Origin of the sequence: Streptomyces sp. NPDC047515, from assembly GCF_040643055.1 — a bacterium.
In the GTDB taxonomy this organism is placed as follows: Bacteria; Actinomycetota; Actinomycetes; order Streptomycetales; family Streptomycetaceae; genus Streptomyces.
The window spans coordinates 1-24,863 of sequence record NZ_JBEYTM010000006.1 but is presented as its reverse complement, the minus strand read 5'-3'; the positions used below and the strand labels follow the sequence as shown (position 1 = coordinate 24,863).

22 protein-coding genes, 1 tRNA gene and 1 pseudogene are annotated in these 24,863 nt (G+C 71.5%); 11 read left to right on the top strand and 13 right to left on the bottom strand.

The window, feature by feature from the left end; all coding sequences use genetic code 11:
• Positions 1-31: 31 nt before the first annotated feature.
• From galT to ABZ826_RS06650, 4 genes are all read left to right on the top strand, one after another.
• Entirely contained in the window at positions 32-1,075 is a 1,044-nt protein-coding gene (gene galT / locus ABZ826_RS06665) for a galactose-1-phosphate uridylyltransferase (RefSeq protein WP_361443238.1), read from the top strand.
• Positions 1,072-2,052 carry a UDP-glucose 4-epimerase GalE gene (galE, locus tag ABZ826_RS06660; RefSeq protein WP_361443235.1) on the top strand — a complete coding sequence of 327 codons (981 nt, stop codon included), beginning with the start codon at positions 1,072-1,074 and terminating at the stop codon, positions 2,050-2,052. The genes galT and galE overlap by 4 nt, the downstream gene beginning before the upstream one ends.
• Complete coding sequence (gene galK, locus ABZ826_RS06655) at positions 2,049-3,215, top strand: galactokinase (protein ID WP_361443232.1); 1,167 nt, start codon at positions 2,049-2,051, stop codon at positions 3,213-3,215. Before galE ends, galK begins: the two co-directional genes overlap by 4 nt.
• Positions 3,216-3,520: 305 nt before the next feature.
• Entirely contained in the window at positions 3,521-4,300 is a 780-nt protein-coding gene (locus ABZ826_RS06650; RefSeq protein WP_361443229.1) for a response regulator transcription factor, read from the top strand.
• Positions 4,301-4,315: 15 nt separating this feature from the next.
• On the opposite strand, the gene ABZ826_RS06645 is transcribed toward ABZ826_RS06650, so the two are convergent.
• On the bottom strand, positions 4,316-4,813 hold the full coding sequence (locus ABZ826_RS06645; protein ID WP_361443226.1) for a MarR family transcriptional regulator: 498 nt from the start codon (positions 4,811-4,813) through the stop codon (positions 4,316-4,318).
• Positions 4,814-4,900: 87 nt separating this feature from the next.
• On the opposite strand from ABZ826_RS06645, the gene ABZ826_RS06640 reads away from it, so the two are divergent.
• Both ABZ826_RS06640 and ABZ826_RS06635 read left to right on the top strand, forming a co-directional pair.
• Positions 4,901-5,710 carry a trans-aconitate 2-methyltransferase gene (locus tag ABZ826_RS06640; protein WP_361443223.1) on the top strand — a complete coding sequence of 270 codons (810 nt, stop codon included), beginning with the start codon at positions 4,901-4,903 and terminating at the stop codon, positions 5,708-5,710.
• Positions 5,707-6,081: a VOC family protein gene (locus ABZ826_RS06635; RefSeq protein WP_361443220.1), complete on the top strand. Its 375-nt coding sequence runs from the start codon at positions 5,707-5,709 to the stop codon at positions 6,079-6,081. The genes ABZ826_RS06640 and ABZ826_RS06635 overlap by 4 nt, the downstream gene beginning before the upstream one ends.
• Here the strand turns inward: ABZ826_RS06635 and ABZ826_RS06630 are convergent.
• From ABZ826_RS06630 to ABZ826_RS06620, 3 genes are all read right to left on the bottom strand, one after another.
• Positions 6,068-6,670: a Uma2 family endonuclease gene (locus ABZ826_RS06630; RefSeq protein ID WP_361443786.1), complete on the bottom strand. Its 603-nt coding sequence runs from the start codon at positions 6,668-6,670 to the stop codon at positions 6,068-6,070. The two genes, ABZ826_RS06635 and ABZ826_RS06630, sit on opposite strands and share 14 nt — an antisense overlap.
• 92 nt (positions 6,671-6,762) lie before the next feature.
• Positions 6,763-7,449, bottom strand: coding sequence for a TetR/AcrR family transcriptional regulator (locus tag ABZ826_RS06625; RefSeq protein WP_361443217.1), 687 nt, complete (start codon positions 7,447-7,449; stop codon positions 6,763-6,765).
• On the bottom strand, positions 7,446-8,447 hold the full coding sequence (locus tag ABZ826_RS06620; protein ID WP_361443214.1) for a fatty acid desaturase: 1,002 nt from the start codon (positions 8,445-8,447) through the stop codon (positions 7,446-7,448). The genes ABZ826_RS06625 and ABZ826_RS06620 overlap by 4 nt, the downstream gene beginning before the upstream one ends.
• A gap of 340 nt (positions 8,448-8,787) precedes the next feature.
• On the opposite strand from ABZ826_RS06620, the gene ppc reads away from it, so the two are divergent.
• A complete protein-coding gene (ppc, locus tag ABZ826_RS06615; RefSeq protein WP_361443211.1) occupies positions 8,788-11,517 on the top strand; it encodes a phosphoenolpyruvate carboxylase in 2,730 nt (909 codons plus the stop codon).
• A gap of 268 nt (positions 11,518-11,785) precedes the next feature.
• On the opposite strand, the gene ABZ826_RS06610 is transcribed toward ppc, so the two are convergent.
• The 7 genes and pseudogenes from ABZ826_RS06610 to ABZ826_RS06580 all read right to left on the bottom strand — a co-directional run bounded on the left by ABZ826_RS06610 (position 11,786) and on the right by ABZ826_RS06580 (position 17,460).
• Complete coding sequence (locus ABZ826_RS06610; RefSeq protein WP_361443208.1) at positions 11,786-12,256, bottom strand: hypothetical protein; 471 nt, start codon at positions 12,254-12,256, stop codon at positions 11,786-11,788.
• Between the two features lie 123 nt (positions 12,257-12,379).
• Positions 12,380-12,973 (bottom strand): aminoacyl-tRNA hydrolase, encoded by a 594-nt coding sequence (gene pth, locus ABZ826_RS06605; protein ID WP_361443205.1) that lies wholly within the window; start codon positions 12,971-12,973, stop codon positions 12,380-12,382.
• 116 nt (positions 12,974-13,089) lie between these two features.
• Positions 13,090-13,674, bottom strand: coding sequence for a 50S ribosomal protein L25/general stress protein Ctc (locus ABZ826_RS06600; protein ID WP_361443202.1), 585 nt, complete (start codon positions 13,672-13,674; stop codon positions 13,090-13,092).
• Between the two features lie 182 nt (positions 13,675-13,856).
• Entirely contained in the window at positions 13,857-14,831 is a 975-nt protein-coding gene (locus tag ABZ826_RS06595) for a ribose-phosphate diphosphokinase (RefSeq protein ID WP_361443199.1), read from the bottom strand.
• A gap of 120 nt (positions 14,832-14,951) precedes the next feature.
• A complete protein-coding gene (gene glmU, locus ABZ826_RS06590) occupies positions 14,952-16,400 on the bottom strand; it encodes a bifunctional UDP-N-acetylglucosamine diphosphorylase/glucosamine-1-phosphate N-acetyltransferase GlmU (RefSeq protein ID WP_361443196.1) in 1,449 nt (482 codons plus the stop codon).
• A gap of 109 nt (positions 16,401-16,509) precedes the next feature.
• Positions 16,510-16,582: transfer RNA gene (locus ABZ826_RS06585), tRNA-Gln, on the bottom strand.
• A 15-nt stretch (positions 16,583-16,597) separates the two neighbouring features.
• Positions 16,598-17,460 (bottom strand): annotated as a pseudogene (locus tag ABZ826_RS06580) (hypothetical protein).
• A 155-nt stretch (positions 17,461-17,615) separates the two neighbouring features.
• On the opposite strand from ABZ826_RS06580, the gene ABZ826_RS06575 reads away from it, so the two are divergent.
• Positions 17,616-18,929 (top strand): histidine kinase, encoded by a 1,314-nt coding sequence (locus ABZ826_RS06575; RefSeq protein ID WP_361443193.1) that lies wholly within the window; start codon positions 17,616-17,618, stop codon positions 18,927-18,929.
• A gap of 38 nt (positions 18,930-18,967) precedes the next feature.
• Here the strand turns inward: ABZ826_RS06575 and ABZ826_RS06570 are convergent, their stop codons facing one another.
• Both ABZ826_RS06570 and ABZ826_RS06565 read right to left on the bottom strand, forming a co-directional pair.
• Positions 18,968-19,501, bottom strand: a complete 534-nt coding sequence (locus tag ABZ826_RS06570; protein WP_361443190.1) for an SUKH-3 domain-containing protein — start codon at positions 19,499-19,501, stop codon at positions 18,968-18,970.
• Positions 19,502-19,511: 10 nt separating this feature from the next.
• The gene (locus tag ABZ826_RS06565) at positions 19,512-20,036 is read right to left on the bottom strand and encodes a YwqJ-related putative deaminase (protein WP_361443187.1); all 525 of its coding nucleotides are present in this window, start codon (positions 20,034-20,036) and stop codon (positions 19,512-19,514) included.
• Between the two features lie 291 nt (positions 20,037-20,327).
• On the opposite strand from ABZ826_RS06565, the gene ABZ826_RS06560 reads away from it, so the two are divergent.
• The 3 genes from ABZ826_RS06560 (at position 20,328) to ABZ826_RS06550 (ending at position 24,634) form a co-directional block, all read left to right on the top strand.
• Positions 20,328-21,305, top strand: a complete 978-nt coding sequence (locus ABZ826_RS06560) for an SMI1/KNR4 family protein (protein ID WP_361443184.1) — start codon at positions 20,328-20,330, stop codon at positions 21,303-21,305.
• A gap of 5 nt (positions 21,306-21,310) precedes the next feature.
• Positions 21,311-23,560, top strand: coding sequence for an SUKH-4 family immunity protein (locus ABZ826_RS06555; RefSeq protein WP_361443181.1), 2,250 nt, complete (start codon positions 21,311-21,313; stop codon positions 23,558-23,560).
• Between the two features lie 174 nt (positions 23,561-23,734).
• Positions 23,735-24,634 carry a cellulose-binding protein gene (locus ABZ826_RS06550; RefSeq protein ID WP_361443178.1) on the top strand — a complete coding sequence of 300 codons (900 nt, stop codon included), beginning with the start codon at positions 23,735-23,737 and terminating at the stop codon, positions 24,632-24,634.
• Positions 24,635-24,863: the final 229 nt, after the last annotated feature.

Here is a 24,863-nt window from a genome sequence, read left to right as displayed (position 1 = left end):
CATTGTGTTTGGTTATGTTTGGAGGAACCTGGTGAAAAAGACGGTTACGACGCTCGCCGACGGCCGGGAGCTGCTCTACTACGACAGTCGTGACGACGTCGTGCACGATGCCGTCGACCGGCGCCCCCTGGACGCCGTCTCCACCTCGTCGGAGATCCGCCGCGACCCGTTCCTCGGCGACAGCGTCGCCATCGCCTCGCACCGCCAGGGCCGCATCTACCACCCGCCGACCGACGAGTGCCCGCTCTGCCCCTCGCGGGACGGCCGGATGAGCGAGATCCCCGAGGCGGACTACGACGTCGCCGTGTTCGAGAACCGCTTCCCCTCGCTCGCCGGTGACTCCGGCCGCTGCGAGGTCGTCTGCTTCACCTCCGACCACGACGCGTCGTTCGCCGACCTCACCGAGGACAGGGCCGCCCTGGTCCTGGAGGCATGGACCGACCGCACCGCCGATCTCGCCGAGCTCGGCCAGGTCAAGCAGGTGTTCTGCTTCGAGAACCGGGGCGCCGAGATCGGCGTCACGCTCGGCCATCCGCACGGGCAGATCTACGGGTACCCCTTCGTCACCCCGCGCACCGAACTGATGCTCCGCTCGATGGCGGACCACCGCGCCGCGACCGGCCGCAACCTCTTCGACGACGTCGTGGCCCGCGAGGAGAAGGACGGCTCGCGGATCGTCATCGACGGCGAGCACTGGATCGCCTTCGTGCCGTACGCGGCGCACTGGCCGTACGAGGTCCATCTCCACCCCCGCCGCCGCGTCCCCGACCTGCGGGAGCTCGACGCGGCCGCGCGCATGGAATTCCCACAGGTCTATCTGGAACTCTTGAGGCGATTCGACCGGATCTTCGGCCCCGGCGAGCCGCCGACCCCGTACATCTCGGCCTGGCACCAAGCCCCGTTCGGGGTCCCCGGGCGGGAGGACTTCGGACTCCATCTGGAGCTTTTCACCATCCGACGCACCTCCGGCAAGCTGAAGTTCCTCGCGGGTTCCGAATCCGGCATGAACGTGTTCATCAACGATGTGCCGCCGGAGGCCGCGGCCCAGCGACTGCGAGAGGTAGCGAGCGAGTGAGCAAGCCCCAGAAGAAGTACCTGGTCACAGGTGGCGCGGGATACGTCGGCAGCGTGGTCGCCCAGCATCTGCTGGAGGCCGGTCACGCGGTCACCGTCCTCGACGACCTCTCGACCGGGTTCCGGGAGGGCGTCCCGGCCGGGGCCGAGTTCATCGAGGGCCGCGTCCAGGACGCGGCGAAGTGGCTGGACGCCTCCTACGACGGGGTACTGCACTTCGCCGCGTACTCACAGGTCGGCGAGTCCGTGGCGGACCCGGAGAAGTACTGGGTGAACAACGTCGGGGGCTCCGTCGCGCTGCTCGCCGCGATGCGGGACGCCGGGGTGCGGACCCTGGTCTTCTCCTCCACCGCCGCGACCTACGGCGAACCGGTCACCACCCCCATCACCGAGTCCGACGCGACCGCGCCCACCAACCCCTACGGCGCCACCAAGCTCGCCGTCGACCACATGATCACCGGCGAGGCGGCCGCGCACGGACTGGCCGCGGTCTCGCTGCGCTACTTCAACGTGGCCGGCGCGTACGGCAGTCGCGGGGAGCGGCACAGCCCCGAGTCGCACCTCATCCCGCTGGTCCTCCAGGTCGCCCTCGGGCAGCGCGCGTCGATCTCCGTCTACGGCGACGACTACCCGACCCCCGACGGCACCTGCGTCCGCGACTACATCCATGTCGCCGATCTCGCCGAGGCCCATCTGCTGGCCCTGGACGCCGCCACCGCCGGCGAGCACCTGATCTGCAACCTCGGCAACGGCAACGGCTTCTCGGTCCGCGAGGTCATCGAGACCGTCCGCGAGGTCACCGGCCACCCCGTCCCCGAGACCGCGGCCCCGCGCCGCGCCGGTGACCCCGCGGTGCTGGTCGCCTCCGCCGCCACCGCCAGGGAGCGGCTCGGCTGGACGCCGTCGCGCGCGGACCTGACCGGAATCGTCTCCGACGCCTGGACTTTCGCCCGCCGAGAGGAGCCCACCGCCCCATGACCGAGGACAGTGAGCCGACCGCCGCCTTCACCGAGCTGTACGGGAGCGCCCCCGAGGGAGTCTGGGCGGCGCCCGGCCGGGTCAACCTGATCGGTGAGTACACCGATTTCAACGACGGCTTCGTGATGCCGCTCGCGCTGCCGCACACCGCGCGCGCCGCCGTCGCCCGCCGCACCGACGGCGAGCTGCGGCTCCACTCGGCCGACGTGCCCGGCGGAGTCGTCCGGCTCCGGGTGGACGAGCTGGCCCCGCACCAGGGACACGGCTGGGCCGCGTACCCGGCCGGTGTCGTCTGGGCGCTGCGCGAGGCCGGTCACCCGGTCACCGGGGCGGACATCCAGCTGACCTCCACCGTCCCCACCGGCGCCGGGCTCTCCTCCTCCGCGGCGCTCGAAGTCGTCACCGCGCTCGCGCTGAACGACCTCTTCGAACTGGGGCTCTGTGCCCAGGAACTGGCGGTCGTCGGCCAGCGGGCCGAGAACGCGTTCGTCGGCGTGCCGTGCGGGGTCATGGACCAGATGGCCTCCGCCTGTTGCACCGAGGGCCACGCGCTGTACCTCGACACCCGCGACCTCACCCAGCGCCAGGTCCCCTTCGACCTGGCCGCCCACGGGCTGCGGCTGCTGGTCGTCGACACCCGGGTCAAGCACGAGCTCGGCGACGGCGCGTACGCGGAGCGGCGGGCCGGCTGCGAGGCGGGGGCCGCCGCGCTCGGCCTGCGCACGCTGCGCGAGCTGCCGTACGACGGTCTCGGCGCGGCCCTGGGCACCCTGGGGCGAAACGGTGCCGACGAGTCCGTGGTGCGCTACGTACGCCATGTGGTCAGCGACAACGAGCGGGTGGAGCGGGTCATCGCGCTGCTCGACGCCGGCGATGTGCGGGGAGCCGGTCCGCTCCTCGACGCCGGGCATGCCTCGCTCCGCGACGATCTGCGCGTCTCCTGCCCGGAGCTGGACCTGGTGGTGTCGGCCGCGGGCGAGGCCGGGGCGCTCGGTGCGCGGATGACCGGCGGCGGCTTCGGCGGCTCGGCGATCGTGCTGGTGGACGAGGCGCAGGCGGACACGGTCGCCAAGTCCGTCCTGGAGGCGTTCGCCTCCGCCGGGTACGCGGCACCGCGGATCTTCCCCGCCGTTCCGTCGGCGGGTGCCCGACGCCTCGCCTGAGGCTCCGTGGGCGGTGACTCCCGTCCCAGGACGGAACACGAACCACACCTGGCGGAGCAGGCCCTGCCAGTTCTGCGAATCGCCTTCCACACCGGCCGCCCGGCCGTACGCTGATGGACAGCACCGGTGGGGGCCGGTGCTGATTCAGGGGTACGAGACAGTCGGGTACGGCGCCCGGGGCGGGTGGCAGTCGGCACACACGGCGGCGGCCGTGGGACTGCGGTCCATCGCCCCGATCCGGGCGGCCGTACCCGCGCCGTTCCGTCCCTACGGCGGGCCTGGGGTGGCCCAGCAACAGAGGCGGCATGGGGGTGTCTGTGGTTCGTATCCGGGTTCTCGTGGTGGATGACCACCGTATTTTCGCCGAGTCGCTCGCAGCGGCGCTCGCGGCCGAGCCGGACGTCGACGTGGCGGCGGCGGGCAGTGGCCCCGCCGCGCTGCGGTGTCTGGAGCGGGCCGCCGCCGAGGGGCGCGGCTACGACGTGATGCTGATCGACGCCGAACTGGGCATCCTGGCCGCGACGCGAGGCCGCCGGACACCCGTCCCGGCCCCCCGCAGCGGGGAGGACGGCCCGGTGGACGGCATTTCGCTGGTCGCCGCGGTCCGTGCGGGCCGGCCCTCCGTGCGCACGGTGGTGCTCGCCGAGAGGGACGATCCGGCCCGCGCCGCGCTGGCGCTGCAGGCCGGGGCCTCGGGCTGGGTCGCCAAGGACTGCTCGCTGCAGCGGCTGCTCACGGTCGTCCGGGGGGTGCTGCGCGACGAGACGCATCTGCCCCCGGCCCTGCTCACGGGCGTGCTGCGGGAGCTGACGGCGGCGCGCAAGCACCGCACCGAGAGCGAGCAGCTGGTCGAGTCGCTGACCCCGCGCGAGCGCGAGGTGCTGCGCTGCATGGTGGCGGGGCTGGGCCGCAAGGCGGTGGCGGAGCGGCTGTTCCTCTCCCCGCACACGGTCCGCACACACATGCAGAACGTGCTGGGGAAGCTGGGTGTGCACTCCACCCTGGCCGCGGTCGCGCTGGCCCGGCGCGCGGGCGTCGGCCCTGTCGACCTGGAACCGGTGCTCCTGGGGTCGGTCAGCCCCTGATCCGAACGAAAGACCCTATCCGGGGATGTTGTCGAACGGGGCGGTCAACTGGCGGAGCAGTCCGGCCAGTTGGGCGCGCTGCTGGGTGGAGAGCCGGCCCAGGATGGCGCGTTCCTGGGCGAGTAGGCCGGCCAGCGACTGGTCGGCCTTGTCGCGGCCCTCGGCGGTGAGCCGGACGAGCACGCCGCGGCGGTCGCTGGGATCGGGGAGCCGCTCGACGAGGTTCTTCTTGGTCAGCCGGTCGATGCGGTTGGTCATGGTGCCCGAGGTGACCAGGGTCTGGGTCAGCAGCTGGCCGGGGGAGAGCTGGTAGGGCGCGCCCGCGCGACGCAGGGAGGTCAGTACGTCGAACTCCCACGGCTCCAGATTGTGCTCCGAGAAGGCGATCCGGCGGGCCCGGTCCAGGTGGCGGGCCAGGCGGGAGACGCGGCTGAGCACCTCGAGTGGTTCCACGTCGAGGTCGGGGCGCTCGCGGCGCCAGGCAGCAACCAGTCGGTCGACCTCGTCCTCCATGTGGATCAGTGTAGAGGGTCTGTCGACATGAAGTCTCTTGAATTCAAGTGTCTTGACATCAAGATACCTCTGACTGATCCTTCTTCCATGACCACACCCACCTGGGACCCGCAGCAGTACCTGCGCCACGCCGACCACCGCACCCGGCCCTTCCGCGACCTCCTCGCCCGCATCCCCGGACTCCCGTCCGCCCCCGCGCCCCGCATCGCCGACCTCGGCTGCGGAGCGGGAAACGTCACCCTCCTCCTCGCCGACCGCTGGCCGAACGCCCGGATCACCGGATACGACAACTCCCCGCAGATGCTGGAGCGGGCCCGGGAGTACGCGGGCCCCCTCCTGGACTTCGCCGAGGCCGACGCCGCGACCTGGACCCCCGCCGAGCCGTACGACCTGATCGTCTCCAACGCCCTGCTCCAGTGGGTCCCGGACCACACCGCCCGCTTCCCCGGCTGGCTGGACGCGATCACCCCCGGCGGGACGTTCGCCTTCCAGGTCCCCGGCAACTTCGACCAGCCCAGCCACGCCCTGATGCGGGAGCTCGCGGAATCCCCGCGCTGGCGCGACCGCCTGGGCGGCGAGCTGCGCCACGCCGACGCGGTGCTCGCCCCCGCCGCCTACCTCGACGCGCTGACGGCCCCCGGCATCACCGCGGACGTCTGGGAGACCACGTATCTGCATCTGCTGCACGGCGAGGACCCGGTGCTCGACTGGGTGAAGGGCACCGGTCTGCGCCCCGTCCTGACCGCCCTGGCCGACGACCCCGAAGCGCGCGGGGCGTTCCTCACCGAATACCGCGACCTGCTGCGCGCCGCGTACCCCGCGGGCCCGCACGGCACGGTCTTCCCGTTCCGGCGCGTCTTCGCCGTGGCCCGAAAGTCCCCCGGGGTGAACCGGTGATCGCCGCCGTCGACCACGTCCAACTGGCCGCCCCGGAGGGCTCCGAGGATGCCCTGCGCGCCTACTACGCCGACGTCCTCGGCATGACGGAGACCGCCAAGCCCCCGGCGCTCGCGTCCCGCGGCGGCTGCTGGTTCAGGGCCGGCCCGGTCCAGCTCCATCTGGGCATCGAGCCCGATTTCCGCCCGGCGAGGAAGGCCCACCCGGGCCTGCGCGTCACGGACATCGAGGCATTCGCGGCCCGGCTTGAGGCACATGGTGCACCGGTGCGATGGGACGACGGCCTGCCGGGACACCGCCGCTTCTTCAGCCACGACCCGGTGGGCAACCGGCTGGAGTTCCTGGAGCCGGTGAGCGTTACAGATCGTTGAGCGCGGACGAGGTGATGTCGATGTCGATCGGAAAGGGGACGCCCGTCTTCAGCCGGTCGTGGTGGATGCCCGTCAGCGCGTACGCCTTGGAGACCGGGTCCAGCTCATAGACCCGCACCACCGGGTGCTGGTCGGTGCCGGCCGTCTCGACCAGCCAGAAGTTCGGGATGCCGGCCGCCGCGTACTTCTGCGGCTTGGCCCCGCGGTCGCGGGCCTCGGAGTCGGGGGAGACGACCTCGACGGCGAGAAGGACGTCCTCGGCCTGGAAACGGGTCAGGTCCGGCCCAGTGACGGCATCGGCGCGGACGACGGAAATGTCTGGCTCGGGGCCGTTGCGCCGATCGAGGACCACGGTCATCTCCCGTACGGCCTTCAGTTCGCGTGGCGCGGTGCTCCGCAGCCCGTACACCAACAGGTCGATCATGCGGCTGTGGAAAATCCGCTGCGGACTCACAAAAACCAGGCTCCCGTCGAGCAGTTCAGTGTGCGGCGGGAGTTCGGGCAAGGTGAACAGATCGTCCACCGTGTATCCGTCCTGGGGCGGCACCGGCCAGCGGCTGCTGTGCCCGGCGATCGGCTCGGCGGTCATGATTCCTCCCATGGACGGGATTCTTGGCCCTACCGACCACAGTAGAGGTCGTCTTCCCGCGACGTCATCACAACGAGTGACCGGCCCGTCGCTCAGCTCTTCCGGTGCCCGATCAGCCGCGGCTTCGACTCCAGGTTCTCCAGGCCGTGCCAGGCCAGGTTCACCAGATGGGCGGCGACCTCCGCCTTCTTCGGCTTGCGGGCGTTGACCCACCACTGGCCGGTCAGGGCGACCATGCCGACCAGTGCCTGGGCGTAGAGCGGGGCCAGCTTCGGGTCGAAGCCGCGGGCCTTGAACTCCAGGCCCAGGATGTCCTCCACCTGGGTGGCGATGTCGCTGATGAGGGAGGCGAAGGTGCCGGTCGACTGGGCGACGGGGGAGTCGCGGACCAGGATGCGGAAACCGTCCGTGTACGTCTCGATGTAGTCGAGCAGGGCGAACGCGGCCTGCTCCAGGAGCTCGCGGGGATGGCCCGCGGTCAGGGCCCCGGTGACCATGTCGAGGAGCTGGCGCATCTCGCGGTCGACCACGACGGCGTACAGGCCCTCCTTGCCGCCGAAGTGCTCGTAGACGACCGGCTTGGAGACACCGGCGCGGGACGCGATCTCCTCCACCGAGGTGCCCTCGAAGCCCTTGTCGGCGAAGAGGGTGCGGCCGATGTCCAGCAGTTGTTCGCGGCGTTCCTTGCCGGTCATCCTCACGCGGCGGGTACGCCGGGTGGGGGAGGGACGGTTCTTCTCGCTGCTCGTGCTGCCGTCGGTCGCCACGTCGTCAATCATGCCGCGTCGGCGCGCGCGGGGTCGCGCCGGGCATCGATACGGCGGGAGGCGATCCGGGCGGAGTCGGGCCAGCGCGCGTCGGAGGCCCAGCCCAGCTTCTCGAACCAGCGGATCAGCCGGGCGCTCGAATCGATCTGCCCCCGCATCACCCCGTGCCGCGCGCTCGTCGGGTCCGCGTGGTGCAGGTTGTGCCAGGACTCGCCGCAGGACAGGACCGCGAGCCACCACACGTTGCCGGACCGGTCACGGGACTTGAAGGGGCGCTTGCCGACCGCGTGGCAGATGGAGTTGATCGACCAGGTGACGTGGTGCAGCAGCGCCACCCGGACGAGAGAGCCCCAGAAGAAGGCGGTCGCCGCGCCCCACCACGACATCGTCACCAGACCGCCGACCAGCGGCGGGAGCGCCAGCGACACGATCGTGAGGGTGAGGAAGTGACGGGAGACGGCGCGGATCGCCGGGTCCTTGATCAGGTCGGGCGCGTACTTCTGCTGCGGGGTCTGCTCCTCGTCGAACATCCAGCCGATGTGGGCCCACCACAGCCCCTTCATCAGGGCGGGGAGGGTCTCGCCGAAACGCCACGGCGAGTGCGGGTCGCCCTCCGCGTCGGAGAAGCGGTGATGCTTGCGGTGGTCGGCCACCCAGCGCACCACCGGACCCTCCACGGCCAGCGAACCCGCGACGGCCAGGGCGATGCGCAGCGGACGCTTCGCCTTGAAGGAACCATGGGTGAAGTAGCGGTGAAAGCCGATCGTGATGCCGTGGCAGCCGATGAAGTACATCGCCACGAGCAGGCCCAGATCGAGCCAGCTCACGCCCCGGCCCCAGGCCAGCGGTACCGCGGCGACCAGCGCCACGAACGGCACCACGATGAACAGCAGAAGGGTGATCTGCTCGATCGACCGTTTGTTGTCCCCGCCGAGCGTGGCGGAGGGAGGGGTCTGAGCGTCGGCCGCCGATGGCTGGGCGTCGTCGACCACGGAGGGGCTGGTGTTCATGGGGAGTCCCCTGGGGATGAGGAGTACGACGGATGGCTCTGGCTACGCATCCGTAACCTACGGCTACGTAAGTATGGCAGCGCGGGGGCCCGTGGCACGAGAGCGCGACGGACCTCCCGCCGAAGGGAAACCCGAACGGGGCGCGAGCGTCGCCGATGGCGTGGACACCTATCCTGGTGGGGTCGGACAGCGCGGTCCGCACTCTGCTTTCCCGGGGTGGCGTCAGCACCGCTGCCGACCGCGGCCCCGGAGACCCCGTGCCCGCCCGTCTCCCACCGCCACCCTTGTTGGGAGTCGCTTCGCGACACACCTCCTCATTCACTGCAAGGAGCCGCACACTGTGAGCAGCGCCGACCAGACCCCTGCCGCCAGCCCCGAGCTGCGCGCCGACATCCGCCGCCTCGGCGACCTGCTGGGCGAGACCCTCGTACGCCAGGAGGGACAGGAACTCCTCGACCTCGTCGAGCGGGTCCGCGCCCTGACCCGCACCGACGGCGAGGCCGCGGCCGAACTCCTCGGCGACACCGACCTGGAGACCGCCGCGCGGCTCGTGCGCGCCTTCTCCACCTACTTCCATCTCGCCAACGTCACCGAGCAGGTCCACCGCGCCCACGAGATGCGTGACCGGCGCGCCGCCGAGGGCGGTCTCCTCGCGCGTACCGCCGACCGGCTGAAGGACGCGGACCCGGAGCACCTGCGCGAGACCGTCAAGAACCTCAACGTACGGCCCGTCTTCACCGCGCACCCGACCGAGGCCGCGCGCCGCTCCGTGCTGAACAAGCTCCGCCGCATCGCCGAGCTGCTGGAGACGCCCGTCATCGACGCCGACCGGCGCCGCCAGGATCTGCGGCTCGCCGAGAACATCGACCTCATCTGGCAGACCGACGAGCTGCGCGTGGTCCGGCCCGAACCCGCCGACGAGGCCCGCAACGCCATCTACTACCTCGACGAACTGCACGCCAACGCCGTCGGGGACGTCCTGGAGGACCTGGCGGCCGAGCTGGAGCGGGTCGGCGTCGAGCTGCCCGCGGGCACCCGCCCCCTCACCTTCGGCACGTGGATCGGCGGCGACCGCGACGGCAACCCCAATGTGACGCCCGCCGTCACCCGGGAAGTGCTGATCCTCCAGCACGAGCACGGCATCACCGACGCGTTGGAGCTCGTCGACCACCTGCGCGGCCAGCTCTCCAACTCCATCCGCTACACCGGCGCCACCGACGAACTGCTGACCTCGCTCCAGGCCGACCTGGAGCGCCTCCCCGAGATCAGCCCGCGCTACAAGCGGCTGAACGCCGAGGAGCCGTACCGCCTCAAGGCCACCTGCATCCGGCAGAAGCTCGTCAACACCCGCGAGCGCCTGGCCGGCGGCACCCCGCACCGCCCCGGCTGCGACTACCTCGGCACCGCCGAGCTCATCACCGACCTGGGGCTCATCCAGACCTCGCTGCGCGAGCACCGCGGCGGGCTGTTCGCCGACGGGCGGATGGACCGCACGATCCGCACGCTCGCCGCGTTCGGCCTGCAGCTCGCTACCATGGACGTGCGCGAGCACGCGGACGCCCACCACCACGCCCTCGGCCAGCTCTTCGACCGGCTCGGCGAGGAGTCCTGGCGCTACGCCGACATGCCGCGCGACTACCGGCAGAAGCTGCTCGCCAAGGAGCTCCGCTCGCGCCGCCCCCTCGCCCCGACCCCGGCCCCGCTGGACGCCGCGGGCGAGAAGACCCTCGGCGTCTTCCACACCGTCAAGGAAGCCTTCGAGCGGTTCGGCCCCGAGGTCATCGAGTCGTACATCATCTCGATGTGCCAGGGCGCCGACGACGTCTTCGCAGCCGCCGTCCTGGCCCGTGAGGCCGGACTGATCGATCTGCACGGCGGCTGGGCCAAGATCGGCATCGTGCCGCTGCTGGAGACCACCGACGAACTGCGCGCCGCCGACGTCATCCTCGACGAGATGCTCGCCGACCCGTCGTACCGCCGGCTCGTCTCCCTGCGCGGCGATGTGCAGGAGGTCATGCTCGGGTACTCCGACTCCTCCAAGTTCGGCGGCATCACCACCTCGCAGTGGGAGATCCACCGCGCCCAGCGCCGGCTGCGCGACGTCGCGCACCGCTACGGCGTACGGCTGCGGCTCTTCCACGGCCGCGGCGGCACCGTAGGCCGTGGCGGCGGCCCCTCGCACGACGCGATCCTCGCGCAGCCCTGGGGCACCCTCGAAGGCGAGATCAAGGTGACCGAGCAGGGGGAGGTCATCTCCGACAAGTACCTCATCCCGGCGCTCGCCCGGGAGAACCTGGAGCTGACCGTCGCGGCCACCCTCCAGGCCTCCGCGCTGCATACCGCGCCCCGCCAGTCCGACGAGGCCCTCGCCCGCTGGGACGCGGCGATGGACACCGTCTCCGACGCCGCGCACGACGCCTACCGCAAGCTGGTCGAGGACCCGGACCTGCCCGCGTACTTCTTCGCCTCCACCCCGGTCGACCAGCTCGCCGAGCTGCACCTCGGGTCCCGCCCGTCGCGGCGCCCGGACTCCGGCGCCGGTCTGGACGGGCTGCGGGCCATCCCGTGGGTCTTCGGCTGGACCCAGTCACGGCAGATCGTGCCCGGCTGGTACGGCGTCGGCTCCGGGCTCAAGGCGCTGCGCGAGGCCGGTCCGGACACCGTGCTGGACGAGATGCACGAGCACTGGCACTTCTTCCGGAACTTCATCTCCAACGTCGAGATGACGCTCGCCAAGACCGACCTGCGGATCGCCCGCCACTATGTCGACACGCTCGTCCCGGACGAACTGAAGCACGTCTTCGCCGACATCGAGGCCGAGCACGCGCTCACGGTCCAGGAAGTACTGAGGGTCACCGGTGGCTCCGAACTGCTCAGCACCAGCCCGGTGCTCCAGCAGACCTTCGCCATCCGGGACGCCTACCTGGACCCGATCTCCTACCTCCAGGTCTCGCTGCTGGCCCGTCAGCGCGAGGCGGCGGCACGCGGCGAGGAAGCGGACCCGCTGCTCGCCAGGGCCCTGCTGCTCACCGTGAACGGTGTCGCCGCGGGTCTGCGCAACACCGGCTGAGAGCCTGTCGGGCGGCCTTCGATCGGACAGCGGACGCGGACGCGGTCTGGTGCGTGCGATTCCAAGGCGCCGGGATGTCCTCGGGTGGGGTCTCCCCTGCTCGAACGAAGCTGAGAGCTCGGGGATGGAGCTACTAGGGCATTTCGGCAACGCGGGAGGGGGTCCCCCCTGGCCCTTGAGGCCTTGGGGGAGTGCGTGCCAGGGCGTGGCCGCCCGATCAGAGGCCGCCCGACAGGCTCTGAGCGCCGGGGCGCGGGTGCGGTCCGGCTCACAGGGCGAAGAACGTCGCCACCAGCAGGACCGCGCCCGCGATCCCCGTGCCCCAGGCCGTGCGGGGCATCCGCAGACCGCCGCCGATGATCAGGGCGGCCAGCACCAGCGCACCGCCCAGCGGCACCCAGGCGTGCAGGAAGCCGGCGGTGCCGGTGCGTACGACATCGTCCGTGCCGGGCTTCACGACGACCGGGAAACGCTCGCCCCTGCGTACCGCGACGGACTTGTCGATCGTCACCCGGGAACGCGCGGCGGCCTGTCCGGACGGCGCGAACGGCCCGGTGCAGACATCGGCGCCGCAGCCCGTGACGGTCATCGTGCCGTGCTCACGGCCCTTGGCCAGAACGATGTGGTGCGCCGAACCCCACGAGGCGTACACGCCCGCGGCGAGCAGCAGCAGGACGACACAGCCCATGGCGGCGCTGCGGGCGTGGGCCAGGGCGCGGTGGGAAGAGCTCCGCTTCATGGGGAGCGATCCTTGGGCAGAGCAGCGTGCTCGGTCAACTTATGGCCGAAAATCGCCGGGGTACCGGCGGGACTGTCAGCAGTTGCGCGCGCCGCGCCCCGTCGGCGTCGGGCGCTGCGGGCATCAGGAGTTGTACGCGCTCTGTGCGCGCTCCAGCCCCTCCGCCAGCAGGCACTCCACCGAGTCGGCGGCCCGGTCCACGAAGTAGCCGAGCTCCTTGCGCTCGGTGGACGAGAAGTCCCTCAGCACGAAGTCCGCGACCTGCATCCGGCCCGGCGGCCGGCCGATCCCGAACCGGATCCGGTGGTAGTCGGCACCCATGGCCTTGGTCATCGACTTGAGCCCGTTGTGCCCGTTGTCGCCGCCGCCCAGCTTCAGCCGGAGCGTCCCGTAGTCGATGTCCAGCTCGTCGTGGATCGCCACGACGTGGTCGGTCGGCACCTTGTAGAAGTCGCGCAGCGCGGTGACGGGGCCGCCGGAGAGGTTCATGTACGACATCGGCTTGGCCAGGATCACCCGGCGGTTCTCCGGTCCCGGCGGGCCCATGCGGCCCTCGACGACCTGCGCCTGGGCCTTCTGGGCCCGCTTGAACTTCCCGCCGATCCGTTCGGCGAGGAGATCGGCGACCATGAAACCGACGTTGTGCCGGTTCGCCGCGTAATCGGGACCGGGGTTGCCGAGGCCCACGATGAGCCAGGGTTCGGTGACGTCGGACATCTGCGCTCGGTCTCCTTCGCGTACGGGTTTTCGGATGGCCGGGGTACAGGGAAACGGGGCGGCGGGCCCCGGGAGGGGGAACCGCCGCCCCGTCAGTGAAGCAGTGCGGGCGAGGCTCAGGCCTCGGCGCCCTCTTCGGCGGCCTCGGCGGACGGCTCCTCGGCCTGCGCGGAGACGACCTGGAGCACGACGGCGTCCTCGTCACCGGCCAGCACGGAGCCCTTGGGCAGCGGGACGTCCTTGGCGAGGATCGAGTCACCGGCGTCCAGGCCCGCGATGGAGACCGTGACGGACTCGGGGATGTGGGTGGCCTCGGCCTCGACGAGCAGGGTGTTCTGCACGTACTCCAGGAGGTTGCCGCCCGGGGCCAGGTCGCCCTCGACGTGCACGGCGATCTCGACGTTGACCTTCTCGCCGCGCTTCACGGTCAGCAGGTCGACGTGCTCGATGTCGCCCTTGAGTGCGTTGCGCTGCACGGCCTTCGGGATGACCAGGGCGTCCTTGCCGTCGATCTCCAGACCGATCAGGACGTTGGCCGTCTTGAGCGCCATCATCAGGTCGTGGCCCGGCAGCGTGATGTGAACCGGCTCGGCACCGTGACCGTAGATGACCGCGGGAACCAGGTTCGCGCGGCGGGTACGACGGGCGGCGCCCTTGCCGAACTCGGTACGGACCTGGGCGGCGAGCTTGACCTCAGCCATGACTGCACTCCTCGTATGGTGACGAAAACTGGACAGTCACCCGGCCCACGACAGGCCTGCTACGAAGAGCGCGTCGATAACGGACCGCCGTACACATGAGTACGGCCTCCCTCGCCGAGCAACTCGCTGAGTCTACCCGGCGGGGAGGCCGCACCCAAAGTGGATCTACGGCAGCGCTGTTCCTACTGCTCCTCGAAGAGGCTGGTGACCGAGCCGTCCTCGAACACCTCGCGCACCGCGCGGGCGATCGTCGGGGCGATCGAGAGCACCGTGATCTTGTCGAGCTCCAGCTCGCCCGGGGTCGGCAGGGTGTCCGTGAAGACGAACTCGCTGACCTTGGAGTTCTTCAGACGGTCCGCGGCCGGACCGGAGAGCACACCGTGGGTGGCCGTCACTATGACGTCCTCGGCGCCGTGCGCGAACAGGGCGTCGGCGGCGGCGCAGATCGTGCCACCGGTGTCGATCATGTCGTCGACCAGGACACAGACCCGGCCCTTGACGTTGCCGACGACCTCGTGGACGGTCACCTGGTTGGCGACGTCCTTGTCACGGCGCTTGTGGACGATCGCCAGCGGGGCGTCCAGGCGGTCGCACCAGCGGTCGGCGACGCGCACCCGACCGGCGTCCGGGGAGACGATCGTCAGCTTCGAGCGGTCGACCTTGGCACCGACGTAGTCGGCGAGGATCGGCAGCGCGAAGAGGTGGTCGACCGGGCCGTCGAAGAAGCCCTGGATCTGGTCGGTGTGCAGGTCGACGGTGAGGATGCGGTCGGCACCCGCCGTCTTCATCAGGTCGGCGATCAGACGGGCCGAGATCGGCTCGCGGCCACGGTGCTTCTTGTCCTGGCGGGCATAGCCGTAGAACGGCACGATCACCGTGATGGAACGGGCCGAAGCGCGCTTCAGCGCGTCCAGCATGATGAGCTGCTCCATGATCCACTTGTTGATCGGAGCGGTGTGGCTCTGGATCAGGAAGCAGTCGGCGCCGCGGGCGGACTCCTGGAAGCGGACGTAGATCTCACCGTTGGCGAAATCGAAGGCCTTCGTCGGCACGAGGCCGACACCCAGCTGGTGCGCAACCTCCTCGGCCAGCTCGGGGTGGGCGCGGCCGGAGAAGAACATCAGTTTCTTCTCGCCGGTCGTCTTGATCCCGGTCACAGCACAGTCTCCTCAGACGTGTTCCTGGCGCCGCGCGCATGTGTCCCGATGTGCGACGAGCCAGCCGAAATGGGGTGAGCATCTATCACGGTACGCCGTGCTCGGCGCACCTGTTTCCGGTCAGCTTTCGCTGTCGCGCTCCGAAGCGGCGGCCTGAGCCGCCTGTGCGGCGGCACTCCCCGGACGCTTGCGGGCCACCCAACCCTCGATATTCCTTTGCTGGCCGCGGGCGACGGCCAGCGAACCGGACGGCACGTCCTTGGTGATGACCGAGCCGGCCGCGGTGTACACGCCGTCCCCGACCGTGACGGGCGCCACAAACATATTGTCCGCTCCCGTACGGCAGTGGGAGCCGATCGTGGCGTGGTGCTTGGCCTCGCCGTCGTAGTTCACGAAGACGCTGGCGGCACCGATGTTGGTGTGATCGCCGATCGTCGCGTCACCCACGTAGCTCAGGTGCGGAACCTTGGTGCCTTCGCCGACGGTGGCGTTCTTCATCTCCACGTACGTACCGGCCTTGGCCTTCGGCCCGAGCTTCGTGCCGGGACGCAGATAGGCGTACGGGCCCACCGAGGCGCTCTCGCCGATCTCCGCCCGGTCCGCGACCGTGTTGTCCACCCGCGCGCCCGCGCCCACGGTGGTGTCCGTGAGCCGGGTATTGGGGCCGACCTCGGCGTCCTCGCCCAGGTGCGTGGCGCCGAGCAACTGGGTGCCCGGGTGCACGATCGCGTCCCGCTCGTAGGTGACGGTGGCGTCGATCAGCGTGGACGCGGGGTCCACGACGGTGACACCGGCCAGCATGGCGCGCTCCAGCAGCCGCTGGTTCAGCAGCCGCCGGGCCTCGGCCAGCTGGACCCGGTTGTTGATGCCGAGGATCTCGCGGTGGTCGCCGGCGACCGAGGCACCGACCCGGTGTCCGGCCTCGCGCAGGATCGACAGCACATCGGTGAGGTACTCCTCGCCCTGGCTGTTGTCGGTGCGGACCTTACCGAGGGCGTCCGCGAGCAGTCGGCCGTCGAAGGCGAAGACTCCGGAGTTGATCTCCCGGATCGCGCGCTGGGCCTCGGTGGCGTCCTTGTGCTCGACGATCTCGGTGACCGCGCCGGTGGCCGGGTCGCGGACGATCCGGCCGTAACCGGTGGAGTCCGGGACCTCGGCGGTCAGCACGGTGACGGCGTTGGAGTCGGCCGCGTGGGTGGCGGCGAGCGCGGTGAGGGTCTCGCCGGAGAGCAGCGGGGTGTCGCCGCAGACGACGATCACGGTGCCCTCGACGGCCCCGCCGAGCTCGTCGAGACCGACGCGCACGGCGTTGCCGGTGCCCCGCTGCTCGGCCTGGTGGGCGGTCCGCAGCCGGTCGTCGACCGCGGTGAGATGCGCGCTGACCCGCTCGCTCTCGTGGCCGACGACCACGACGAGGTGCTCGGGGTCCAGTTCTCGGGAGGCGGCGACGACATGTCCGACGAGCGAGCGCCCGGAGATCTCGTGCAGGACCTTGGGGGTCTTCGACTTCATGCGGGTGCCCTCACCCGCTGCGAGGACGACGACGGCTGCCGGGCGTTCGGAGCTCACGGAAATGCCCTTCGGCTTCGGGTGGTGGACATCCGCAGGATACCGGGGGGCCGATGGGCGGGCATGAGTGCGGGCCCCGACCGTGGTGGTCGGGGCCCGTACGCGTGGGCTCCGCCGCTAGGACTCGAACCTAGACCGAACATCTCCAAAGGATGCCGTGCTGCCGATTACACTACGGCGGATCACTGCGTCAGACCTTACCCGAGCCGGAGTTGAGCTTGGCTAGTGATTCCGCGCCACCATCCCTCAATGCGACGATACAAGTCGGCGCCTTTGGACACCCGGACGACAAGACATCCCCTGTACCCGGCGCCCACGTTCTTCCGTACCGTCTTGGGGTTGTGCTTCTTCAGCGTCGTCTTCTGGAAGATTGAGACGTCTGCATGAACCAGGTCGGCCCAGTAGAGCTCGGCGGCCGTCACGTCGGCGGACTCATGGATCATCACTCGGTACCGCAGGCGTTCCCGCGCGATGCCGAGCAGGTCGAGCCATGCGAGAAAGACCTTCACGACGTCCGGGTCGCTGTTGATGAAGGTGACTGTCTCCCGTCGGCTGTACGGCTTGTCCTTGCTTCCCTCCGCCCAGTAGAGGGCCGCACCTGCGAAGAAGAGTTCTCGGTCACTCATCGCTCCCACCTCGCGCTCCGCAGCGTCCTTCGTCTGCTGCCGCTTGGCGTCCCGTACCGCCAGCTCGTGGTCCCAGCGCATCCGCCCGGCAAGACGGGCCTGCTCGACAGCACTGTGATCGGGAACAGGCTTCGGCAGATCCCGCACCCATAGGGAGATCGAGCTCTTCGAGCACCCCGGCTCCACCTGGATCCGGTCGTACGTCATGCCCTGCTGCCTCAGCTCTCGCGCCTCTCCCGCAGGTCGTCCTTGGCGTTCGGGCGCTTCGTCCACTCGGGGGCGGGCTCGCCCTCCAGGAGGCGGTTGAGGATGTCGTTGTTGTGGACGTGGAGCCGGTCGCGGATCTGTCGGCGGCTGTGACCCTGCCGGCGCAGCGCGATCGCCTGTTCGCGCAGCCCTTCGAAGTCGGCGTACTTGCTCGTGATTTCCGTCATGTGGCGAGCGTCGTCCGGAATGCGGACGTCCGGTGCGAAAGCCTGATCGATTCACTATTTCCAGCGATAAGTGGTGGTTCCGTCTCTGTTCGACAGACGTACGTGCTGCCCAGGTCACCCGAAAACGAGGTGCGCCCGCCCGTAGGCTGGACGCCATGACCGCAACGGGGGCATACCGGGAAGCCGCGGGTACGACCACCCGCGGCTATTGGTGGTGGGATCGGCGGCGAGGCGTCGCTCTGGACGTGGGGCTCGCGCTCCTGTCGGCGCTGGAATGCGCGCTGGAAGGGGTGAAGTTCGCCCGGGACACCGGGCTGCCGGTGCCGATCGGCGTGGTGTTCGGGCTGCTCGCGGGGTCCGTACTGGTGGTGCGGCGGCGCTGGCCGATCGCCGTGGTGCTGGTGTCGATCGCGACCACGCCCGCCGACATGGGCTTCCTGATGGGCCTGGTCGGCCTCTACACGCTGGCCGCCTCCGAGGTGCCGCGGAGAATCACCGCGGTGCTGATGGGGATGTCCTTCGCGGGGACGTTCATCGTCACGTACGTACGGTTGCGGCAGAGCGTCTCCGAGCAGGCCGACTTCGGGCCCGGCGACTGGTACGTGCCGCTGATGTCCCTCTTCATGTCCCTCGGGCTCACCGCGCCGCCCGTGCTGTTCGGCCTCTACATAGGGGCGCGGCGCCGGCTGATGGAGAGCCTGCGGGAGCGGGCGGACTCGCTGGAGCGGGAACTGTCGCTGCTCGCCGACCGCGCCGAGGAGCGGGCCGAATGGGCGCGTACGGAGGAGCGCACCAGGATCGCCCGCGAGATGCACGACGTGGTCGCCCACCGGGTCAGCCTGATGGTCGTGCACGCCGCCGCGCTCCAGGCCGTCGCGCCGAAGGACCCGGCGAAGGCGGTGCGGAACGCCGCGCTGGTCGGCGACATGGGCCGGCAGGCGCTGACCGAGCTGCGCGAGATGCTCGGGGTGCTGCGGGCGGGGGATCCGGTGACGTCCCGGTCGGCCCAGGTGCCGCTCGCCTCGGTCGGGAAGGCGGCCGCAGCCGCGGCTGCCGCGGCGGCGGAGGACGGGCCCCGGCTGCACGAGGTGGAGACCTTGGTCGGGGAGTCCAGGGCGGCCGGCATGACCGTGGAGCTCTCGGTGGACGGGGAGGCCCGCCCGTACGCGCCCGAGGTGGAGCAGACCGCGTACCGGGTGGTGCAGGAGGCCCTGACGAACGTGCACAAGCACGCGGCGGGCGCGAAGACGTGGGTGCGGCTCGCGCACCGCGGTTCGGAGTTCGCGATGCAGGTGGAGAACGGCCCGTCGGACGCGGCCACGGCGGACGCGGGGCTGCCGAGCGGGGGCAATGGGCTCGTCGGCATGCGGGAGCGGGTGCTGGGGCTCGGCGGTGTCTTCGTCTCCGGCCCGACGGACGCGGGGGGCTTCCGGGTGTCGGCGGTGCTGCCGGACCCGGGGGCGGCCTGAGGGCCGGAACGTGTCGGCGGGCCGGAGGATCGGGCCGGTCAGCCCGAGACCAGGCGTTCCGGCTGGACGCCGCTGACCAGGGTGGCCAGCGCCTGGTCGATGTCCGGGCCGAGGTACCAGTCCCCGGTGTGGTCGATGCTGTACACGCGTCCTTCGGTGTCGATCGCGAGGACTGCCTGCCCGTCCCCCTCCTCGCCCAGCGGGCTGACCTCGGTCTCCAGCGCCCGGCCGAGGTCACCGAGCGTGCGGGCGAGATGCAGCCCGCACATCGGGTCGATGCGCACCGGGGCCGGTGCGATCTGCCGGCCCGGCGCGGACGCCGTGATGCGCAGTCCGCCGAACTCCGCCCACGCCTCCACGGCCGCGGGGAAGATCGCGTGCTGATGGCCGGCGGGCGACGCGTGCGAGCGCAGCGCGTCGGCCCACTCCTCGGCCTGCCGGATGTCCCAGTGGCCGGGCTGCCAGCCCGCGGCACGCAGGGCGGCGTCGACGGCGACGGGGAAGCGGGTCGAGGCATGGCGGTCGCGGCCCGTGGGGCCCGCCTGTTCGGGTAGGTCGGTTCGGTCGTGCATCGGCGCGCGATCAGCCCTTCTCGGCGGTGGTCGCCGCCCCGGTGGTCGTGAGGTCGACGGGACGGACGCCGAAATGGGCGAGCATCGCCGTGCAGGAGCGGCACGGCGGCGCGTAACTGCCGTGCATCGGGTCGCCGTCCTCACGGATGCGCCGTGCGGTGAGTCGCGAGTGCTTCAGGGCGCGGCGGGCCTCGCCGTTGGTCAGCGGCTTGCGCTGGGCCCGCTTGGAACGGCCGGCTTCCGCCGCGGTGAGCTGCCGGGAGAGCAGTATCGCCTCGGGGCAGCGGCCGGTGAAGCGTTCGCGCTGGCCGCTGGTGAGGGTGTCGAGGAAGTCCTGGACCAGCGGGTGCAGTACGGGCGGCTGGTCGCCCTTGCCCGCGGTGCAGGTGAGCGTCTCGCCGCGTACGGACAGCGCCGCCGCCACCGCGGGCAGGATGCCGTCGCGGCGGTGGTGCAGACGGGGCGTGCGGCCGGCCTCGGTGCTGCTCCAGCTGAGGCGCGGGTCCCCGGATGTGACTGGTCGTGCAGTGTGCATGGTGCGTTTCCCTCCCGTGCCCGCAGCGGTAGCTGCGCGATGTGCACGCCCCCCGAGTTGCGGTGACAGCCTGCCAAATGTCCCGGCTGGTCGGAAAGCTGGGGCGGCGATACACACGTCCGTGTCACCCCGAGGTGGCAGTGGCGTCGCTCGTCCGTCACGCCGCTGTGACGGTTCGTGACGGCGGGCCCGGGGGCGAGACCCCCTCTTGCGGCACCGCATAGGCTGTGCCCGGACCGCCCCTTGGGCAGGTCGGTCCTCACCAGTCAGACGCAGCAGGGGGCAACCGCCATGACGACAGGTCGGCTCGGTCAGCAAGCCGCGCCACCGAACGCGGCCTACGCCGGGCAGCTCGTGCATTTCCCGGACCCGGTCCGGGCGTCCCGCCACCCCAGAGGTGTGCGCATGGACGGGAACGGCAGCCCGGACTTCGCGCCGTACGCGCGCGCCGCCGCCGAGATCGCCGAGCCCCCGCAGGGCTTCGGTGTGGACGAACTGCGGCTGACCGACTACGTCTCGGCCAACGCGGCGCTGGCGGCGTCCGGCCACGAACTGTGGGACACGATCCCCGCGGTCGCCACCCCGCACGGCTGGACCTGGCACCACGCGCCCGGCGGCCGTCGTATGGAACTGGTCCCGGTCGAGGTCAAGGCGCTGCTCCGGCACCACGGCGGCCTGGCCGCCACCGCGGTCGACCAGAACAAGCGCGGCACCCGCCCGCTGCAGGAGACGCGGCCCGCGCACTTCCGGCTGCCCAAGGGCGCGGTCGCGGTGAGCGAGCAGCAGATCCTGGGCGTCGAGGAGGACCTCGGGTACCGGCTGCCCGGCGCCTACCGCTCCTTCCTCAAGGCGGCGGGCGGCTCGGCCCCGGTCGGCGCGGCGCTCGACGCGGAGCTCGGTCTCCTGGTCGACCAGCCGTTCTTCACGGTGCGCGAGGAGGCCGCCGTGAACGATCTGGTGTACGTCAACAAGTGCCTGCGGGACCACCTCACCAAGGACTACCTGGGCGTCGCCTTCGTCCAGGGCGGCATCCTCGCGGTGAAGGTGAAGGGCAGCGGTGTCGGCTCGGTCTGGTTCTGCGCGTACGACGACGCCCGGGACCAGGACGGCTGGAACGTGCAGGAGCGGGTGGACCGGCTGTTGCTGCCGTGCGGCGGTGACTTCGACGCCTTCCTGCAGCGTCTGGCGGGCAATCCGCCGGAGCTGGAGACCGTGGCGAACCTGATGGTGGACGGCGGCTTCGCGCGGGCCGTCCCGGTGGAGGGGTGAGCGCGATGGTGACCTTTGCGCAGGCGCAGGAGCGCGCGGACGAGTGGATCAACGGCGACGTGCCCGCGTACCAGCACCGCGAGGTGCGGGTGCGGGAGTTCGAGCTGGGCTTCGTGGTGTGGGGCGAGGACCGCGCCGAGGGCCCGGTCTCGGACGGCGGCCGGCAGCGGCTGGTGATCGCCCGGGACAGTGGTGAGGCCACCCTGTGGCCGGGGCTGCCGGTGGGCGAGGTGATCCGGCGCTACGAGGAGGAGTACGGCGCGCAGGGCGCGGCGCCGGTCGCTCCGGAGCCGCCGCAGCGCATCGACCTGAATCAGACGTCCTTCCTGTTGAGCCCTCCGGAGTGGCTCCAGGAGGCGGCCGACAAGCTGGGCATCCCGGACCACCGGGCGGACCGGGACGGGGGCGCGCAGCCCCCCGCCGCGCCTGCCGACCCCGTGCCCGCAGTGGCGCGGGGCGGGCAGGCCGAATACGAGCCCACGGCCAACGACGGCGTTCCGGTATCCCCGCCGAACGTGCCCGCCGGTGCCACCCCCTGGGCCGGGACCGATACCAACGGGGGCTCCGACGACGGTGCGGTGCCGCTGCCCGCCACGGTGTTCGCGCCGCCGCTCTCGGGCTCCGACGACGACGGCACCCCGCCGCCGGTCGTGCCCGCCGACGCGCCGACCGCCCTGATGTCCGGCGGCAGCCGGCTGCCCAGGACGGCGATCGTCCCCGGCCTGGAACCGCAGGGTGCCGCCGGCCCCGCTTCCGGAGCACCTGCCCAGGGTGCCCCGGGCGCTCCCGGTGCCGGTGACATCGCGGACGCGACCACCAGCAAGGCCGCCGTGCCGCCGCGCGGTCCGCGCGGGGGCGGTTCGACGACCCCGCCGCCGCCCGGTGCCCCCGGTGTGCCGGGCGCCCGGCCCGGCGTTCCCGTGCCGCCGCCCTCGGGGCCGGGTGCGCCCGGCGCTCCGGCGGGCGGGTATCTGCCGGGCGGGTTCGCCTCCCAGCAAGGTCCGCCCGGGGTTCCTGGTGTGCCGCAGCCTCCTGGTCCGCCGGGGGCGCCGGTGCCTCCTGGTTCGACGCCTCCGCCGTTGGGTGGGGGTGTGCATCATGCGGCGACGATGCTGGCCGATCCGAGCGTGGGTGGTCGCGGCGCCCCGCAGCCTCCTGGCCCGCCCGGTCCACCCGGAGTGCCGCAGGGCGGCGGCCCCGGCCCCGTACCGCCGAATCCGCACACCCCGCCGCCCCCGGCGTACGGCTATCCGCAGGCGCCGAGCGGTCAGCCGACCGTCGGCCCCGGCTATCAGGCCGTGCTGCGCTACCGCGCCCCCGACGGCAGCGAGCAGCAGCTGATCCGCCGCTCGGCGCCCGGCACCCCGCACCCCGAGTGGCAGATGCTGCACGAGCTGCGGGCCATGAACGTGCCGCCGCAGCAGGTCATCGAGCTGCACACCGAGCTGGAGTCGTGTGAGCTGCCCGGTGGTTACTGCGCGCGGATGATCCGTGAGACCTGGCCGCAGGTGCGGATCACCAGCGTCGCCCCGTACGGCACCGATCACGCCAGCCGCCAGCAGGGCATGCAGCATCTGCTCACGCATCAGGGCGAGCTGCACCAGGTGGCGGACGGGCCGGCGCGCCCGGCGCCGGTGCGTGCGCCGCTGCCGCAGATGCCGCCCGCGCCGCAGGTGCCGCCGGAGGTCGTCGCGCAGGAACTGCTGCAGAGCTTCGGCCCGCAGGGCATCCTCCGCTTCGACCAGCGCGCGGTGTCCCGTCAGGGGGTGCCCGAGACCGTGGCACAGACCCTGGTGTGGGCGGGGCTGCCCGCCGACTTCGGGCCGTTCTTCTGGGCACAGCCGGGCCAGCCGGTGGTGCCGACGCTGGCCGAGCTCGCCGCGCAGCGGCAGGTCCAGGCCGCCCCGGACGCCGGGTCGTACCTCGTCATGGGGACCGATTTCGGTCGGGCGATCTGCGTCCAGTACGGCACGGCGAACATCGTGGCCGTGCCGGTCGAGGCGGGTTCCCCCGCGGGCGGGCACGGTCAGCCGGTGGCGCCGCAGTTCGTGAACACCGGGCTGCCGGAGTTCCAGCGCTCGATGGCGCTGCTCGGCCGGATGTGGCGGCTGCGCTTCGGGCTCAACCCGGAGCAGGCGGGCCGCTGGACGGTCGACTTCCAGGCCCAGTTGGTGGCGCTGGACGCGGCGGCGCTGGCGTCGCCGGAGAGCTGGTGGTCCGTACTCCTTGAGCAGATGTGGGACGGGCTGATCTGACCCGGCAGCCGTGCGAGGGCGCCCGGACCCCGATCAGGGGCCGGGCGCCCTCGCACGGTCTGTGATGCCCGTCGCTTCCGTCCGGAACGCGGCCGATCGATTCCGACTTCTGTGCCAATTACCGCATCCTTGACGTATTGCTGGTGATCGGAGAGTCGGAAAGAGGCTTCAAGGATGAGTTCTGCACCGGTGTCCCCGCACGGCTTCGTCGTGGTGCGAGGGCGCGGCTACCGCCCGGAGCAGGTGGACAACAAAGCGGCCGATCTGTCGGCGGAACGGGACAAGGCGCGGGGGCAGGTGTCCCGGCTGACCGCGCTGGTCGAGGAGCTGTCGGCCGAGTCGGCGCGGCTGGGCGTCGTCGTCGCCGCGCTCGCTCCGCAGGACTACGCGTCGCTCGGTGAGCGTGCCCAGCGGATCCTGGGGCTCGCCGAGAGCGAGGCCCGGGACGTCCGGGGCGCCGCCCAGGAGGAGGCGCAGGCGCTGCGGGACGCGGCGGACGAGGTGGGCCGCGGGCTCCGCGCGTCGGCGGGCGCGGACTCCGAGGCGATGCGGACGGCGGCCGGGAAGTACGCCGACGAGACGCTGGCCGCGGCCCGGGGCACCGCCGAGGAGACCGTCGCCGAGGCCCGCCGGGAGGTCGCGGAGGTCCGGGAGCAGGCGGAGTCGGCGATGACCGAGACGCGTCGTCGTACCGCGAGCGTTCTCGCGCACCAGGAGCAGGAGCACACCGAGCGGTGGAAGACGGCCGAACGCGAGCTGGCCGAGGCCGAGGCCGCGCAGGCGGCGCGCCACGATGACCAGATCGAGCGGGCGGAGGCCCGCCTGGCCGAGGTTCGGCGGGCGCTGGCGGAGACCGAGGAGGCCGCACGGCACGGCCAGGAGGACGCCGAGGCGCGCGGCGAGGAGCTGTTCGCTGCGGCCCGGGTCCGCGAGGAGCGGGTGGTCCGGGAGACGGAACGGATCCTGCGGGAGCACGAGGAGGGCCGCGAGGAGATGCAGGCGCACATGGCGCACGTGCGGAACTCGCTCGCGGCGCTCACCGGGCGGGTGGCCCCGGGTCCGGCGGAGGACTGAGGCCCCACCGATACGGGCCGAGGCCTTCCGGTACGGGGTGGTGCAGGGCCGGGCCTTCCGGTACGGGGCCGGTCCGTCGGGCGCGGCAATGCAGGGCCGGGCCTTCGGGCACGGCGGTGCAGGGTCGGGGCCTTAGGGCTGTCCCGTAATCCCTGGCGGGCGTGCGACGACAGCTACGGCACCTCGCCGCGTTGTCGGAACGCCCGAATACATCCAGTATTCGGGCGTC